This window comes from Limosilactobacillus caccae, assembly GCF_900156885.1.
GTDB lineage: Bacteria > Bacillota > Bacilli > Lactobacillales > Lactobacillaceae > Limosilactobacillus > Limosilactobacillus caccae.
Genome location: NZ_FTOY01000009.1, coordinates 46,056 through 62,252, shown reverse-complemented (window position 1 = coordinate 62,252; position 16,197 = coordinate 46,056). Strand labels below are relative to the sequence as shown.

The window sequence follows — 16,197 nt, the reverse complement described above, 5'->3', positions numbered from 1 at the left end:
GTGTGGTAAAATAGGACTTGCAATTAAAGCGCTTACTTTGAGGAGGCTATATATTATGGAAATTGCTAAAGTTCCTTTTGGCACATATAAAGGAAAGAAAGTTACTAAGTACATCTTGACCAATGATAACGGGGTACAGGCAGCAGTCTTAGACTTTGCCGGCTTGCTCCAATCATTTAAGGTTCCAACAAAAGACGGCGGTAAGGCGGATATGGTCTTAACGACCGAAAACCTTGATGACTTTACAAACAACGGTTTTTGCACGAACCGCTTAATTGGTCGGGTCGCAGGCCGAATTGGTGATGGTGAATTTACTATTAATGGTAAGGAATACCACATCGAACAAAATGAAGGTAAGAATGCCCTTCACGGCGGGACAAATGGCTTTTACAGTCATATCTGGCATGTTGACAGTACGCAAGTTACCGACAACGCATTGTCAATCACCCTCAGCCTAACCCTGACACCAGAAATTGACACTTACCCTGGTAAGATGCACGTAACGGCTACCTACACGCTTAATAACGATGACTTCTTAAGCCTCAAGTTTAGCGCTAGCTCTGATGCCGATACACTATTCAACCCCACTAACCATACCTACTGGAACATGGCCGCTGCTAATGTTAAGACAGTTGACCAACTCAAGCTCTATGTCAACTCCGCAAATCACTTGGCCGTTGACGAGGGGAAGATCCCGACTGGTGAAAAGATTGCCAACGAAGGGACCCCGTTTGACTTTAGCACCCCAACTAAGCTTGGCGATGCCCTTGAACAAATGAAGGACACCAAGGAAAACGGTTTTGACGATATCTGGGAGGTTGTTCCCAGCTTGACCAAGCCGGTTGCAACTCTTGAGGACCCAGAAAGTGGCCGGAAGATGACCCTTTACTCTGACCGGAATGCTCTTGTGATGTACACGATGAACTCTGATGACGTTGCCGTCTACAACCACGGGCAAGTTCATCCCCACCTCGGTTTAGCAATGGAAGCACAGACCCTGTCTGATGCCCCGCACCATCCAGAATTTGGTGACATCAGCCTCCATCCTGGTGAAGAAAAGACCTGCACCATCAAATGGCACGTTGAATACTAACGATATAAAAAAGCGCCGGAGATTTTTGAAGTGCCCTACAATTGTTAGACAAAAGTCTAATGATTGTGGAGGCACTTTTTTGTATGACCAAATATAAAGCGGAACTGAAAGCCCAAATCGTCCATGAATACCTTTCAACCTCTCAAAGTACTTATGATTTAAGTAAAAAATATAAAATTAGTGAACGACGTATCGCTGAATGGGTACAAAGATACCAGCTGAGCGGTGTCGACGCACTTAAAAAACGTCAACACAAACGAACATTCACCACTGATTTTAAATTAAATGTGATAGACTACTACCAAACTCATGAGGAATCAATGGCTGAAGTAGCGTCTCGATTTGATATTTTAGTAGCTCAAATCTCTACTTGGCGCTCACAATTTGCGCGAGACGGCATTACAGCCTTGAAGCCTCACCCGAAAGGTAGGCCGTCTAAAGTGAAACATACTAAGAAGCAGGTTCGTCAACTCGCCAATAAAAGTGAGTTAGAACGATTGAAGGAAGAATTAGCGAAGAAAAATCAAGAACTTTACGATACCAAGTTGGAGCGGGATATCTTAAAAAAATCGCTGTCCCTGTTCGGACCCTCAAAGCCAGAAAGAAAACCCAAATAGTGGATCAGATCAGGGACGATCAATCGCAACGCCCAAAGAAACAACGTTATAAGGTTGGCGATATTCTCAAAGCTATCGAACTGCCCAAGGCAACCTATCATGATGAACGTAACCGAATCGCTAATCATCATGATAAATATACTGAAGTAAAGAAAGTGATTCTTCAAATCGCGCAGCGATTTCAGTTTCGCGGGCGTTGGATCGCGGGCTATCGTCGTATTCAAATGGAACTAGATAAATTAGGAATACACTTGTCTGGTGATACGATTCGCAAGTTAATGCACGAATTAAACATTCAAGTAAGTTTATATAATCGCCATCGTAATGGTAAATATTCATCTTATCAGGGTACGATTGGTAAAATTGCGGATAATAAATTGAAACAAAAATTCAATGAGAAACGACCTTACCGTGTTATCCATACTGATGTAACACAGGTTCGCTTAGCAGATCGTCAATGGGCTTACATCTCAGTAATGATTGATGAAGCTAGTCAAGAAATTCTGGCCCTTCAGATTAGCAATAGCCCGAATAAGGATCTAATTACACGAACACTAAAAGAATTAATTAACAATTTACCTGATGCCGCTCACCCAATCATTCATTCAGATCAAGGGTGGCACTATCAGTTAGGTTACTATACCCAAAAATTAGCCGAGCATCAGTTTATTCAAAGCATGTCGCGCAAAGGAAACTGCTTAGATAACGCACCAGTTGAAAGTTTCTTTCACTTATTCAAGACTGAATTACTGGCTGGTTTCCCACCATGTAAAGACATCGCGGAATTAACCGAGCTTGCGCAAAAATATGTAGAGTATTTTAACAATGTCAGAATAACCTTAAAAACAAAAGGCATGACTCCAGTTGAATACCGGAATCACACCTTAGTAGCTTAATAATTTAATTTTGTCTAACTTTTGTCTTGCACTTCATTTCTCCAGCGCTTTTTTGTATCAATTTAGAAAAGTGAATCCTTCTTAATCGTCTGCGTTGCAGTTACTGGGACAGTCATTGTTGGCAAGCCATTGATCTGCAGTTCAACGACGCCGACCTGCTGGCCCTTCTTCACCGGTGCCCGTAATTTGCCATTTTGGTCATACTGCTTATCCAGCTTTAGCGTGGGCTTGGTCTGCTTTAAGGTCATGTTCTTAGGCAGCCAGACGGTCGTTTCTTTTGCTAGCTTCAGCTTCGTTGTCTTCTTATCTTTACCGTCAGCAACCTTTACCTTTGCCAGCTTGCCTGATAAGTCGGCCAGCTTCTTAACTGTTACTGGCTGGTATTCGTCAGCGAGTTTGTTGTAGAAATCTTGCTGCATCTTCGACTGGTCGTTCCACTCGCCCTTGGTGTGGAGCGCAACAAGGATTATCCGCCGCCCACTAAAGGTCCCGGTAGTGACGATACACTTTCCGGCCCGGTCGGTATTCCCCGTCTTTAGCCCGTCAATCTCCCCACTCTTCGGGGCAAAGCCGTTTTGTGGCAAGAGGGCGTTAACATTCGTCATTAAGTACTGCTGTTCGCTGCTAACATCAAAATTAGCAAATTTTTGCTTGGTGATTTCCAGCGTCTCAGGGTATTTTTCAACGAGGTACTTTGAAATCAAGGCCACATCCTTGGCAGACAACAAGTTTTCGGCATCCTTGTCGACCCCTTTAAGCTTGTGTTTTTCCAAATCGCCGTTCGGGAGGCCGATCATGTTGTAGATTTTTGCATCAGTGACCCCGGCCTTCTTCGCAAATGCCTGCATCTTCTTATTGAAGGCGGCCGTTGAACCAGCATCAGCCAACGCAAGTGCCTCCGTGCTCCCATCAGCCGAGACCAGCATCATCGAATCGACTAACTGGCGAACGGTATATTCTTCGCCCGCATTAAGGGGCACATTAGAAAAATGCCAGTCACCAGCCATCTTAGCGACTTCTGGGGTAATCTTGATCTTTTGGTCCCAGCTCATCTTGTGGTCACGGATGTCTTGCTCAATGACCCCTAACGTCAAGATCTTAATCACTGAGGCAATCGGGTAAAGCTTCGTCGCGTTCTTCTGGTACAGCACCTGCCCACTCTGTGCATCAATGGCGTAGGCAGCCCGGGCATCCATCCCAAAGGCCGGTGCATCATCAGCATGAACGGGCGCTAATCCGGCTAACCCTGCCAAGCTGACGTTAATCGTTGCGACTACTAATAATAATTTGACAATTAATTTTTTAATTCTCTTCATATTAACTTCTACTGTCTCCTTTTTCACACCTAATCATCATATCGTATTACAATCGAAAATAGTGTGACGATTTGATAACAATTCCAGTAAATCCTTATTTTTCATTAAATTGCCTAATTGTTCCTTTCTTTTTTCGAATTAACTTGTATCATTAAATAGGTACACTAATTATTAATTAGGAAGGTTTAGCAAATGCAAAGATCACAACACCGCCACCATCGTCGCGGTAAAATTATTATCATAATTATCCTTATAATCCTTGTCTTGCTGGGCGTTCACCATTATACGTCAACTAGTGCTCGTCTTAAATCATCGTGGAACAAGATTATCTATACATCAAACAATAACATCAGTATTGCGGTGTATTCACCGAAGACGCACGAGATCTATACATCGTCTAACGCCCCGAACCACCAGTTCCGCACGGCAAGTACTGTGAAGGTCAGCATCCTTGCCGGAATACTGGCAAATCAAGAGGGACCGTTATCTAGCCACCAGGAAAGCCTCGCCAAAAAAATGATTGAGCAAAGTGACAACGACTCAACGAGTGAGTTGTTTGAGAACTATCTCGGCGGCAAAGAAGGACTCCAAAAGACCTTTGACCAGTTTGGGATGAAGGACTCCAAGGCTAATCGCAGCTGGGGACTTACTGTCACCACCCCCAAGGACCAGGTTAAGTTATTAAACAACATTTTCTATAAGTCACAAATCCTGTCGAGCGCTGACCAAGCAGAGATTCGCAACTTAATGACCCACGTTGAAAGTGACCAGACATGGGGAATCTCCGCAAGTAGTGACAACTTCGCCATTAAAAATGGTTGGCTAGACTACGGTAGCAACGAATGGATTGTTAATAGTATTGGTTACATCAAGAATAATAACGGGACAGATTACACAATCGCCGTCTACACGGATAAGAACCAATCAATGGCCGCTGGTCAGCAGACAATTGAACAATTAGCCCGGGTAACGAAACCGATTTTAAATTAAGCGCGCGTCACCCCGAAAGCAGCAATGATTTGTAAGTTTGCATTCATTGCTGCTTTTTTGTCCCCTCATTTTAAATCCTTTTACTTTTGTGATCACTTTCACGAAAATGGTATAATGGTAACGAGAGCTGGCGGGGAAAGCTTTCATTGACATTTTCATAGCAAGTGCATCAGGAAGGGGATGTAATGGATTACAGTTTTAGCCAAAAAAGTTTTGATAAACGTTTGACATTTATATGTGAACATTGTATATTATGGTCGTACAGAAAATGATAAACGTTTGTCAATAATCCTACAGAAAGGGTAACTACTTATATTATGAATAACAAAAATTCACTTGTTACGAAATTGGCTTTCTTGTCAGTTTCATTCATGGTTACGAGTGCTTACGCCATTCAGGGTTCCTTACCACAATTGAAGGCTGCGCTCAACATCACGCAGACACAGTCGGAATACTTAGTTACCACGCCATCATTTGCTGTAATGATTTTCGTTGTCTTATCACCACTGCTTCAACAGTGGTTCAATATTTCTGACAAGAAGATCATCATGGCCGGGGTAACAATCGTTGGTGTTGCCGGAATTGTTCCACTCTTTGTTAGCAACTACCTGACAATTTTAATTTCACGGTTAGTGTTAGGGGCTGGATTTGGCTTGTACAACTCCCAAGCCATCTCAATGATCTCCGTTTGGTATCAGGGCACGACCCGGGCACAAATGCTTGGTTGGCGGGCTGCCGCCGAACAAATCGGTCAGGCATGTACGCTGGCAATCGCCGGCTTGATCCTTAGTGTCGCTGGCTGGCATGCTTCATTTGCCGTTTATATTTTGGCCTTCGTTGTTCTCTTCTTCTTTGCCATCCGAGTTCCTGATGACAGCAAGGCTGAAGACAACAATGTTGCTGAAGATGACCTCGCTGATGAAATCACTGAAGAAGATCAACCAATTAAGAAGATCAGCCCAACGGTGTACCTACTTGTCCTCTTTGCATTCCTACTTGTTGTTGACTACGTGGGGATGGAAAACCGTTTCCCAGGTTTAGCCGTTGCCATCAAGGGGGCGGACTACACTGGCTCATCAATGTTCTTGTCACTTATGTTGATCGGGGCAACGCTCGGTGGCCTCTTCTACGGCTCAATCAATAAGGTTCTTGGTTTCAACACCGTTTACCTTGGCCTGGGCCTAATGGCAATTTCAAACTTCTTGTTTGCCTTTGCAAATGGCAACTTCGTCATGCTGGTGATTGGGTTACTCCTGATCGGTTTCCCACTGCAATTAGTTTCTCCATTGATCTTCAACTTATTACCGGACTTGGCACCTGCTAAGCGGCAACCACTTGTTACTTCAATGGTCCTGATTGGGTTTAACTTTGGAGCATTCTTCTCCCCAACCATTGCTGAATGGATGAACCGTCTGATGAGACGGCCACTCAGCGGGATGGATTTAGCAGCCCCATTCCCAATCTACGGGGTAATGCTAATTGTGATCGCCTTGATTATTTTTCTCGCAACTCGTCATTCTAAGAAAGCTAACTAATTTAATTTGGAGGTTTTATTATGCCAATTCAAAACAAAGCAATGTTAATCACCTATTCTGATTCAATGGGTAAGAACATCAAAGAAACACATGAAGTATTAAAGAAATACATTGGTGACGCTATCGGTGGTGTTCACCTGCTTCCTTTCTTCCCATCAACTGGTGACCGTGGTTTTGCCCCTTACCGTTATGATGTTGTTGACTCCGCCTTCGGTGACTGGAGTGATGTTGAAGCATTAGGTGAAGATTACTACTTAATGTTTGACTTCATGATCAACCACATCTCAAAGAAGTCTGAAATGTACCAAGACTTCAAGAAGAAGCACGATGACTCTAAGTACAACGACTTCTTCATCCGGTGGGAAAAGTTCTGGGAAAAGGCTGGTAAGAACCGTCCAACCCAAGAAGATATTGACTTGATCTACAAGCGGAAAGATAAGGCTCCTGAACAAGAAATTGTCTTTGATGATGGCACCAAGGAACACCTCTGGAATACGTTTGGTGAAGAACAAATCGACATCAACGTTAAGAGCAAGGTGGCAAACGAATTCTTTAAGGAAACCTTGATTGACATGGTTAAGCACGGGGCTGACATGATCCGTCTTGATGCCTTTGCCTACGCCGTTAAGAAGGTGGGCACAAACGACTTCTTCGTTGAACCAGAAATCTGGGACCTCTTAAATGAAGTTCAAGACATCTTGGCCCCATACAAGGCCATCATCTTGCCAGAAATCCACGAACACTACACGATTCCGCAAAAGATTTCTGCCCACAACTTCTTCATTTACGACTTTACCTTACCAATGACCACTCTTTACACCCTTTACTCTGGTAAGACTAACCGCCTTGCTAAGTGGTTGAAGATGAGCCCAATGAAGCAATTCACCACTCTTGATACGCACGACGGAATCGGGGTTGTTGATGCCAAGGATATCTTGACTGATGACGAAATTGAATACGCATCAAACGAATTATACAAGGTTGGTGCTAACGTTAAGCGGAAGTACTCCAGTGCTGAATACCACAACTTGGACATCTACCAAATTAACTCTACTTACTACTCCGCATTAGGTGATAATGACAAGTCATACTTACTTGCCCGGGCATTCCAAATCTTTGCCCCTGGTATTCCAATGGTTTACTACGTTGGTTTACTTGCCGGTTCTAACGACCTTGACTTGCTTGAAAAGACCAAGGAAGGTCGGAACATCAACCGTCACTACTACACTAAGGAAGAAGTTGCTGAAGAAGTTCAACGGCCAGTTGTTAAGAACCTCTTAGACCTCCTTGCATGGCGGAACAAGTTTGCTGCCTTTGATCTTGAGGGTTCAATCGAAGTTGAAACACCAACTGACACGACGATCAAGATCACCCGGAAGGACAAAGATGGTAAGAACGTTGCTGTCCTTGACGCTGACGCCGCAAACAAGACCTTCACAGTTACTGCTAACGGTGAAGTAGTAATGGAACAAAAGTAATTCAATAATAATCTCTCTTCACTTGAAATAAGTTGATTCCTTTCCATTTAATTAACTCTCTCTATATAACTTATTTCAAGGCAAAAGGCGCCCCGCAAATTTAATGTTTGCGGGGCGCCTTCTTTATTTAGTTATTAGTCCGTACATAATTCTTTAATCGCGTGGGCATAGATTTCCATTGTCTTAAACATGTCCTTGAGCGGCCATTGTTCATTTGCCTGGTGCATGTAATCAGGCGTTGTTGGCAACATCCCCCCAAAGGCGACACAATTATTCATCGTCCGGGCAAAGGTGGCCCCACCAGAGATTTGTGGTTGGGCATCCTGGTCGCCAGTTTCTTCCTTGTAAACCTTCATCAGGGTCTGAACCAGGGCGCTATCTTTTGGCACATATAGTGGCGCTAAGTAGTCGTAGTGCTCATACTTTAGCTCGTATGGGGCGACCTTCTTGCTTAGCTGGTCAACCAAGTCATCGCGGTCAATTGTTACCGGAATTCGCATGTCAATTTGCATCCGGGTCTCCTGCTTGTTGATTTCTAAGCTTGAGATGTTGAAGGTTAACTGGCCAGACTCATCCTTGACTTCACCGAGAACATTACTTCCCGTAGCATCTTCCTTAAAGAGTTTGCCGATGAAGTCTAATGGCTTAAAGTCAAAGACTTCGTCAAGGGCAATGGCTAAGCGAAGCACCGCGTTGGTACCCTGGGGGGCAAGCATTGCGTGGACGGCCTTGCCAAGAACCGTAATTTGCTTGTCATCACTCGTGTATTCAAAGCCATGCTTATCAAGGGCCGCTTTTACTTCGTCTTGCCGTGGTCCATCGTAAACCGCCTGGTCTGGCACCGCATTAAAGGCATTCTTTAAGCTGATCTTTAGCTGATCAGTTCCGGGGCCAACTAGGTATGACTGCTGGAGTCCCTTTTCGGCATAGGTTACGGGGAATTCTGCATCCGGTGAAATCCCGCTATCAATTGGGGACTCTTTTTTATTGTATTCGTCAATTCCCCGCCAAAGGATTTCTTCGTCCGTTCCGTAGATGAAGCGAATCCGTTGGTTAAAGTGGTAACCCTGGTCCATCAGCGCCTTCACTGCAAACAAGGCCGCAATACCAGGTCCCTTATCATCTTGGGCTCCCCGGCCATAAATGGCATCATTGACCACGGTCCCCTTAAACGGATCCTGATCCCACTTGGCTAGGTCGCCAGCGGGAACGGTGTCGAGGTGGCAGATGACCCCAAAAATCTTCTCACCGGATCCGACCTCGGCATAACCATAGTAGCCATCTGGATCTTCGTAGGTCTTAAAACCTAGTTCCTCACAGATTTTCATCATTTCATCAAGGGCATTGCGAATTCCCTGGCCAAATGGCGCCCCATCAGCTGCTGGTGCGTTATATGATGGCACAGCGATAATGCGTTCAAGAGCCTTCACTGCAGCCTGCTGGTCGTGTTCAGTAATAATTTTAGTCATAATATCCTCCTATAAGATCGCTGAGATTCCTAAGAACAAACAAATGGCAATAAATAGGTAAACCATCAGCTTAAACGTCCATTTCCACCAAATGCTGATGTTGACGTGGGCAATCGCTAACGCCCCCATTACAACCGCGGAAGTTGGGGTAATAAAGTTAACCCAACCGGATGCCGCTTGGTAAGCGGTAATAACAAGGCTACTAGGAACGTGGGCAAAGTGGCCGAGTGGTCCCATAATCCCCATCGTCGCTGCAGCTAATCCAGATGTCGATGGAATCAAGAATGACATTGGGATGTAGAAAATGTAAGTCAAGATGATAAAGACACTCCGCGATAAGCCTGATAATCCAGACTCACCCCAGTGAAGGATCGTTGCGGTAATCATCCCATCGTTCATTACTACCTGGATTCCCCGGGCAACACAAACGATAATTGCAACACTTAAGAAGTCCCGCATTCCGTCCATGAAGGCATCGATAAATTCGCCTTCCTTCATGTGGCAGACCGCCATGATGATCACGGACATGAACAAGAAGAGCATCGTAATTTCGTTGAAGTACCATGTCCCCAGCGGTTCGATATCGTGGCCAACCAGGTTGCCAAGAAATGGAATATTAACCAGCCACTTGGTGAATTTTTCAAAGATCGTCCAGTGACTATTTAGGTTTGTCCACGGAATTAAGCCTAGGATCATGATAAAGAAGGTCAACCCAAAGAGGAAAATGACCAGTTTTTGGGTCTTGGTCATCTTAAAGTCGTTATCTTCTGCACTATCATTACCCAAGAACCGCTTCTCGTCTTCCTCGCGCTGCGCATAGACCAATGACTTTGTCGGGTCCTTTTCAATCACGGAAGCGTAATGGTAAACATACCAGATACAAATGGCGGTCGTGATGATCAAGAGGATGACCCGCGATACCAGACCATCCCCAGGTGTGATATTAAGTGTCTGCGAAGCAACCCCGGTAGCAAACGGGTTAACGGTGGAAGCTAAACAGCCGACCTGCGTCCCAACAAGGGCAATCGCTACCGCAACCAGGGAGTCAAAGCCAACCCCCATCATCACTGGAATCAGCAATGGGTAAAAGGCAATCGTCTCTTCCCCCATCCCAAATGATGATCCACCAAGGGCAAATAAAATCATCAGCACCGGGATTAACCGTTTTTCCCGTCCTTTATAGTGACGGACAACAGCACCAATCCCCTGGTTGAGGGCGTTCGTCTTATTGACGACTCCTAAAAAGCCCCCAATAACCAGGATGAAGAGGGCAATCGAAATCGCCCCATCGGTCGCATCGTTACCAACCATTCCGATCACTGGCGCCATGAAGACATCCCAAATTCCCTGCGGCTTGTTTGCCACCGTCTTATATGTCCCGGAAATAATGTTGCCAGCTTTGTCAGTCGAATATGTCCCCGCCGGAATAATCCACGTTAAAATTGCAATAATGACGATAATTAAAAATAGCGTCGTAAAAGCGGACGGCATATGAAAGCGCCGTTTCTTCTTTTCAGCCTGTGCGTTTTGCACAATCCTCACCCCTTCTGTATTAAAAAAATTAACTACAGTTCTATTCTATCCTTCCTAGAAAGCGGCTTCAACGAACAATAAGTAATTGACTGTCTTAATTATAAGATTATTAGTATTCTGAAAAAGAATGTTATAATAAAAAGTGTAAGCATAATGCCTAATTTTAAGGAGGAGAACATCTATGGTTATGGATCCAAATAAGGCCCAAGACGTCTGGAAAGATGCCGGGGAACATGTTCAATTCACTGTTTTAGAATTAAAGCGGGAAGATCAAGCAAAGGATCAAGAAGCAATTCAAGAATTTGTTGATCGTTTCCAAGCAATTACCCGCTCACTACGTATTCGTGATAACAAGGGTAATTTAAAGGTCAGTCTTGGTTTTAGTAATGCTGCTTGGGACTACTTATTCCCAAATGCACCGAAACCAAAAGAACTAGAAGACTACGAAACCCTTACCGGCCCCAAGTATGAGATGCCAGCCGTCAAGGGTGACCTCTTCATCCATGTCCGGGCAAATGACGAGGCCGTTGTTTACGAATTTATGGCCCAATTAATGAACTTCATTAAGGACATTACGACAGTTGTCGATGAGACCAAGGGCTTCCGCTACTTTGAAGGACGGGCAATTATCGGCTTTATCGACGGAACAGAAAATCCTGAACCACAAGATGCTGCTGATTACGCAATTATCGGCGACGAAGACCCTCAATTTGTGAATGGGTCATACGCCTTTGCGCAAAAGTGGCGTCACCAAATGGATATCTGGAACAAGCTCACGACTGAAGACCAAGAAAAAGCGGTCGGCCGGAAGAAGTTCTCTGACCTTGAATTAAGTGAACAAGAAAAGTTCAAGAACGCTCACAACGTTGCTTCACAGGCAACGATTGACGGGGTTGAACAAAAGATTGTCCGGATGAATGTCCCATACTCCGACCCTGCGTCTGACAATACCGGGACCTACTTCATCGGTTACGCTCGGCACTGGAACGTAACTAAGAAGATGCTGGAAAATATGCTGGAAAAGAACGACTACCTACTCTCATTCTCTGATATTTTAGGCGGCCAGCTCTTCTTCATCCCTTCCCGGCCATTACTTGACCAAATCGCTGAAGGGGAATTCAAGTAATTATTGACAGTTCTTGTCCGACTTGTTATATTAGTTTCAATAATTTTAGGAGGGATCAACCATTGAAGTTTTAATTCTACACAAGTTAATTGCATCGACTACTGTGACCGACACAGGAGGGGTGCTCTGGGTAGAATTATTATTCAATCGTTGATCAATAAGTAAATTAGGGCGTAGTGGCTCCAATTTAAAAAGGTCTACCTGGAGTGGTAGGCCTTTTTTGTGTCCTTAAGAAAGGATTCTGATATTTTGGAACCAATTATAATTAACAATCTAAGCTTTGCCTATCCAGGGCAAAAAGAATTATTCAACCATTGCCAGCTCAGCCTTGATAGTAGTTGGAAGCTTGGCTTGCTGGGGAGAAATGGGCGGGGTAAAACTACTTTACTGAAGATTTTGCAGGGAAAACTCCCCTACCAAGGCAAAATTCAAACGCCCGTGACCTTTTCCTACTATCCTTTTGGGGTTACTGACGCAACCGACCTGACATGGAACAACCTTACTGCCGCCATTCCTCAGCTTGAGCAATGGCAACTTGAAAGTGAACTAAACCTAATGGCAACCGACCCTGCCCTGATCTGGCAACCATTTAACACTCTCAGTGGTGGTGAACAGACCCGGGTGATGTTGGCAGCGTTATTCGCCCAGGATGGCGCCTTCCCCCTACTAGACGAGCCAACCAACCACCTTGACCAACATGGCCGCCAGTTAATCGCTGACTACCTTCACCAGCAAAAAACTGGTTTTATCATCACCAGCCACGATCAAGTCTTCCTGGACCAAATCATCGACCATACCCTCGTGATTGAACAGCACCAATTAATTCTCGAACAGGGAAACTACCAAGATTACTTTGACCAAAAGCAAAATCGTGATCGTCACGCCATCAATCAAAATAATCACTTACTGCAAGAGATCCACCAACTAAAACAGCAACAGCAATTAAAGCAGCAATGGGCACAGAAAGCAGAGCATGAGAAAGTTAATAACTCGCATGCTGATAAGGGTTTTATCGGCCATCAAGCTGCTAAAATGATGAAAAAATCTACCCAGATGAAAGGCCGGCTTGATAAAGCGATTACTGACCGGCAGGGACTATTAACAGACATTGAGAAAATTGTCCCCTTAACAATCAATGCTTTGCCGACCCACCAGCAGCGGCTGTTGACCATCGATAAGCTCAGCCTCGCCTATCCTGGTCACCCATTATTTCGTAATCTCTCCTTACAAATCAGCCCGCACGACCAAGTCATCCTGGCCGGTGATAACGGGAGTGGCAAGTCAAGCCTAATCCAAGCAATCAGGGGCACTTTTGCTGGGGAACAAACCGGAACAATTACTATTAGCAATAAGCTAATGATTAGCTATGTCCGCCAACATTATTCAGATAACCAGGGGACGCTAAAAGAATTTGCTAAAAGTAACCATCTCCGTTATGATGACTTGCTTAACCTTCTCCGTAAGCTGGGAATGGCCCGCGAAACTTTCACTGTCCCCATCCAGGACATGAGCATGGGACAACAAAAGAAGGTCGAACTTGCCCGTTCACTCGCCCAACCAGCCAACCTCTACATCTGGGACGAGCCCCTAAACTACCTCGACACTTATAACCAGGAGCAGCTAATCCAGCTTATCAAACAATCCCGGCCACCGATGCTAATTATTGAGCACGACCGCCACTTTATTGATACAATTGCCACAAGGAAAATTAATATTTAAGGAGCTTCCTTATGTGGAAAACAAAGACATTTCAACAATTAACAACGACAGATCTTTTTAACATCTACTACTTACGGGGACGGGTATTCGTCACTGAACAGCACCGTCCGCTCAATGATGTCGACTACCATGACCGCCAAGCAGTCCACATCATGAACATGATTGATGACCAGCTAGTCTGCTATGCCCGCGTGTTTGCTACCGAAGGTCATGTTACCTTTGGCCGTGTCGTTATCGCGCCAGAATACCGGGGAACTGGCTTGGGAAATGACCTCCTGGACCAAATCATGGCGACAATCAAGCAATATTTCCCGGGAAATAAAATTGAAATTGAAGCACAAGCACAGGTTGAAGGCTACTATCAAAAAGCTGGCTTTACCACTGTTGGCAAGCCTTTTGTTCATGCCTTTACGCCCCATGTTAAGATGGTCCATGACGCACTCTGACAAAAAAGCGAACCCACAGGGGGGTCCGCTTTTTTTTGCTATATCAACTGTAGTTCCTTTAACCAGTCAAGAAACAACGGGAACCACTTTCCCATATGTTCATCCACCCGGTTAAAGTTGACAATCCCGGTATACTTATTTGCCAGCGCCATTCCATGACCACCAGTACTAAACTGATGCAGCTCAAACGGAACGTTATATTTTGCCAATGCATCTGCATACACCTGTAAATGATCAACAAAGGGGGTTAGTTCATCCTTATTTGATCCCCACATAAAGGTAGCAGGCGTTTTATCATTTACTAATGTTGCGACGTTTTCCGTCATCACCTGCATGCGCTCATCAATCGTTGGCTGGATGACTGGATAACCAAGCGCCACAAACTTTGCATGGGTATCTGGTCGGTTACTATAAGCAGCTGCCAGTTGACCGCCAGCAGAAAAGCCAATGATCCCCAACCGGTTAACATCAACGGCTAGTTCACCAGCGTGGGCAACGATATAGTCAAATGCCTGGGCAACCGCAACCTTTGCCGCTTGGTAGTTGCGGTGCTCAACAACTGGGTAGCGGACAACAAAAGCTTGCCAAGCATGGGTCGCAAAGGTCAAGGCAACCCGCTCAGAATCTCGCTCCATGATTTTATTGTGACTACCGCCCGGCAGGATCACAATCGCTGGTAACGGCTCATCCGTGTTGCTATGGTAAATATCTAGGGACGAATACGGTTGCTTAAGTTTTACATTGTCAATCTTCATTCTCTTACCTCACTTGCCTAGTTTTACTGATAATCACCATTATGACTATTTTTATCCTTCATCACATTTTTTTGCAAGCTGTAAGGGCTTTTATCACCGATTACCCTTGTTTATTATTAAAAGTTTGCTAAAGTGAAACATGACATTATTTATTTTATAATAGGGGATTGATTATTTTATGGCAATTATAAAGAAAAAGTCATTCTGGCTCGCTGCCGTGATGACTTTGATTTGTTCAGTTGCGGGGGTACTCCTTGCCAAGCTACCTTACGTTAAGGTTATCGGGGCACTGGTAATCGCCTTGTTGTTGGGGATTGCAATGCAACTCACCCCGGCAAAGCTCCAGGAAGAAGCAAAGGGCGGAATTGGCTTTATCTCAAATAAGTTTTTACGACTCGGAATTATTATGCTGGGTTTCCGTCTTAACTTAGAGACCTTGGCCGCTGCCGGGGTCAAAACCATTTTGGTTGCAGCAGTCGGCGTTACCGGGACAATCTGTTTAACTTTTTGGTTAAGCAAGAAGTTCGGGGCAGAAGATGAGTTGGCGATCCTTTCTGCCTGCGGTTGTGGTGTCTGTGGTGCCGCCGCGGTAATGGGTGTTTCTCCTCAGATTGAAACTACTGATGAAGAACGCAAGCGGGAAAATGAAGTTTTAGCCGTTGCCGTAGTCTGCGTAATGGGAACTGTCTTCACCCTAATTGAAATTGGGATCAAGCCATTGCTAGGGTTGACTGACCCGCAATTTGGGGTTGTCGCGGGAGGTTCCTTGCACGAAATCGCCCATGCAGTTGCTGCTGGTGGTGCCTTTGGGACTGGCAGCCTCGATAATGCCTTGATCATGAAGTTATCCCGGGTTCTTCTCTTAGCGCCCGTGGCCCTCATCGTTGGTTACTGGTACCAACACCGCCTAGTGAAGGAAAGTGAAGAAGAGCATACCCAGGAGCCAAAGAAGCTGCCAATTCCGTGGTTCTTAGGTGGTTTTATCCTAACTAGTATCTTAGGAACCTTCCTCCCGTTTTCAGCGGGCTTTCTGGATGCCCTCGTCCAGGCTGCTTACATTTTCTTAGGGATGGCAATGGCAGCTCTCGGCTTATCCGTTAACTTCAAGGTGATCTTCAAGCGCGGTGGCGCGGTTTTCGGTGCCGCAGCTATCAGTTCAACATGCCTATTAGTATTTATGATTATTATGAGTAAATTATTCTTTTAAAAAGAGCTGGCCGGCAA

General features: G+C 44.9%; 14 protein-coding genes. 10 read left to right on the top strand and 4 right to left on the bottom strand.

Annotation, left to right across the window (positions count from 1 at the left end; genetic code table 11):
- The first annotated feature begins 55 nt into the window (after window positions 1-55).
- From CZ502_RS02505 to CZ502_RS02495, 3 genes are all read left to right on the top strand, one after another.
- Window positions 56-1,093, top strand: a complete 1,038-nt coding sequence (locus CZ502_RS02505) for an aldose epimerase family protein (protein ID WP_076459538.1) — start codon at window positions 56-58, stop codon at window positions 1,091-1,093.
- An 83-nt stretch (window positions 1,094-1,176) separates the two neighbouring features.
- Window positions 1,177-1,710, top strand: a complete 534-nt coding sequence (locus CZ502_RS02500; protein WP_076459537.1) for a helix-turn-helix domain-containing protein — start codon at window positions 1,177-1,179, stop codon at window positions 1,708-1,710.
- A complete protein-coding gene (locus CZ502_RS02495; protein ID WP_076459536.1) occupies window positions 1,710-2,606 on the top strand; it encodes an IS3 family transposase in 897 nt (298 codons plus the stop codon). The genes CZ502_RS02500 and CZ502_RS02495 overlap by 1 nt, the downstream gene beginning before the upstream one ends.
- Window positions 2,607-2,668: 62 nt before the next feature.
- Here the strand turns inward: CZ502_RS02495 and CZ502_RS02490 are convergent, their stop codons facing one another.
- Complete coding sequence (locus CZ502_RS02490) at window positions 2,669-3,922, bottom strand: D-alanyl-D-alanine carboxypeptidase family protein (protein WP_076459535.1); 1,254 nt, start codon at window positions 3,920-3,922, stop codon at window positions 2,669-2,671.
- Window positions 3,923-4,114: 192 nt separating this feature from the next.
- On the opposite strand from CZ502_RS02490, the gene CZ502_RS02485 reads away from it, so the two are divergent.
- The 3 genes from CZ502_RS02485 (at window position 4,115) to gtfA (ending at window position 7,925) form a co-directional block, all read left to right on the top strand.
- A complete protein-coding gene (locus CZ502_RS02485; RefSeq protein ID WP_076459534.1) occupies window positions 4,115-4,912 on the top strand; it encodes a serine hydrolase in 798 nt (265 codons plus the stop codon).
- Between the two features lie 317 nt (window positions 4,913-5,229).
- Window positions 5,230-6,447 (top strand): MFS transporter, encoded by a 1,218-nt coding sequence (locus CZ502_RS02480; protein ID WP_076459533.1) that lies wholly within the window; start codon window positions 5,230-5,232, stop codon window positions 6,445-6,447.
- Between the two features lie 20 nt (window positions 6,448-6,467).
- Window positions 6,468-7,925, top strand: coding sequence for a sucrose phosphorylase (gene gtfA, locus CZ502_RS02475; protein WP_076459532.1), 1,458 nt, complete (start codon window positions 6,468-6,470; stop codon window positions 7,923-7,925).
- Between the two features lie 134 nt (window positions 7,926-8,059).
- Here the strand turns inward: gtfA and CZ502_RS02470 are convergent, their stop codons facing one another.
- Both CZ502_RS02470 and CZ502_RS02465 read right to left on the bottom strand, forming a co-directional pair.
- Entirely contained in the window at window positions 8,060-9,394 is a 1,335-nt protein-coding gene (locus CZ502_RS02470; protein ID WP_076459531.1) for a dipeptidase, read from the bottom strand.
- A 9-nt stretch (window positions 9,395-9,403) separates the two neighbouring features.
- Window positions 9,404-10,885, bottom strand: coding sequence for a YfcC family protein (locus tag CZ502_RS02465; RefSeq protein ID WP_143457267.1), 1,482 nt, complete (start codon window positions 10,883-10,885; stop codon window positions 9,404-9,406).
- Between the two features lie 223 nt (window positions 10,886-11,108).
- Between CZ502_RS02465 and CZ502_RS02460 the strand changes: the two genes are divergently transcribed.
- The 3 genes from CZ502_RS02460 (at window position 11,109) to CZ502_RS02450 (ending at window position 14,218) form a co-directional block, all read left to right on the top strand.
- Window positions 11,109-12,053: a Dyp-type peroxidase gene (locus CZ502_RS02460; RefSeq protein WP_076459529.1), complete on the top strand. Its 945-nt coding sequence runs from the start codon at window positions 11,109-11,111 to the stop codon at window positions 12,051-12,053.
- A gap of 249 nt (window positions 12,054-12,302) precedes the next feature.
- Window positions 12,303-13,772 (top strand): ribosomal protection-like ABC-F family protein, encoded by a 1,470-nt coding sequence (gene abc-f, locus CZ502_RS02455; RefSeq protein WP_076459528.1) that lies wholly within the window; start codon window positions 12,303-12,305, stop codon window positions 13,770-13,772.
- A gap of 11 nt (window positions 13,773-13,783) precedes the next feature.
- Window positions 13,784-14,218 carry a GNAT family N-acetyltransferase gene (locus CZ502_RS02450; RefSeq protein WP_076459527.1) on the top strand — a complete coding sequence of 145 codons (435 nt, stop codon included), beginning with the start codon at window positions 13,784-13,786 and terminating at the stop codon, window positions 14,216-14,218.
- A gap of 38 nt (window positions 14,219-14,256) precedes the next feature.
- Here CZ502_RS02450 and CZ502_RS02445 read toward each other — a convergent pair whose 3' ends face one another.
- Window positions 14,257-14,973, bottom strand: a complete 717-nt coding sequence (locus tag CZ502_RS02445) for an alpha/beta hydrolase (protein ID WP_076459526.1) — start codon at window positions 14,971-14,973, stop codon at window positions 14,257-14,259.
- A 178-nt stretch (window positions 14,974-15,151) separates the two neighbouring features.
- Between CZ502_RS02445 and CZ502_RS02440 the strand changes: the two genes are divergently transcribed.
- Entirely contained in the window at window positions 15,152-16,180 is a 1,029-nt protein-coding gene (locus CZ502_RS02440; RefSeq protein ID WP_076459525.1) for a YeiH family protein, read from the top strand.
- Window positions 16,181-16,197: the final 17 nt, after the last annotated feature.

Coding starts and splice junctions, on each gene's coding strand:
- CZ502_RS02505 (WP_076459538.1), top strand. CDS start 56: ATGGAAATTGCTAAAGTTCCTTTTGGCACATATAAAGGAAAGAAAGTT.
- CZ502_RS02500 (WP_076459537.1), top strand. CDS start 1,177: ATGACCAAATATAAAGCGGAACTGAAAGCCCAAATCGTCCATGAATAC.
- CZ502_RS02490 (WP_076459535.1), bottom strand. CDS start 3,922: ATGAAGAGAATTAAAAAATTAATTGTCAAATTATTATTAGTAGTCGCA.
- CZ502_RS02485 (WP_076459534.1), top strand. CDS start 4,115: ATGCAAAGATCACAACACCGCCACCATCGTCGCGGTAAAATTATTATC.
- CZ502_RS02480 (WP_076459533.1), top strand. CDS start 5,230: ATGAATAACAAAAATTCACTTGTTACGAAATTGGCTTTCTTGTCAGTT.
- gtfA (WP_076459532.1), top strand. CDS start 6,468: ATGCCAATTCAAAACAAAGCAATGTTAATCACCTATTCTGATTCAATG.
- CZ502_RS02470 (WP_076459531.1), bottom strand. CDS start 9,394: ATGACTAAAATTATTACTGAACACGACCAGCAGGCTGCAGTGAAGGCT.
- CZ502_RS02465 (WP_143457267.1), bottom strand. CDS start 10,885: ATGCCGTCCGCTTTTACGACGCTATTTTTAATTATCGTCATTATTGCA.
- CZ502_RS02460 (WP_076459529.1), top strand. CDS start 11,109: ATGGTTATGGATCCAAATAAGGCCCAAGACGTCTGGAAAGATGCCGGG.
- CZ502_RS02450 (WP_076459527.1), top strand. CDS start 13,784: ATGTGGAAAACAAAGACATTTCAACAATTAACAACGACAGATCTTTTT.
- CZ502_RS02445 (WP_076459526.1), bottom strand. CDS start 14,973: ATGAAGATTGACAATGTAAAACTTAAGCAACCGTATTCGTCCCTAGAT.
- CZ502_RS02440 (WP_076459525.1), top strand. CDS start 15,152: ATGGCAATTATAAAGAAAAAGTCATTCTGGCTCGCTGCCGTGATGACT.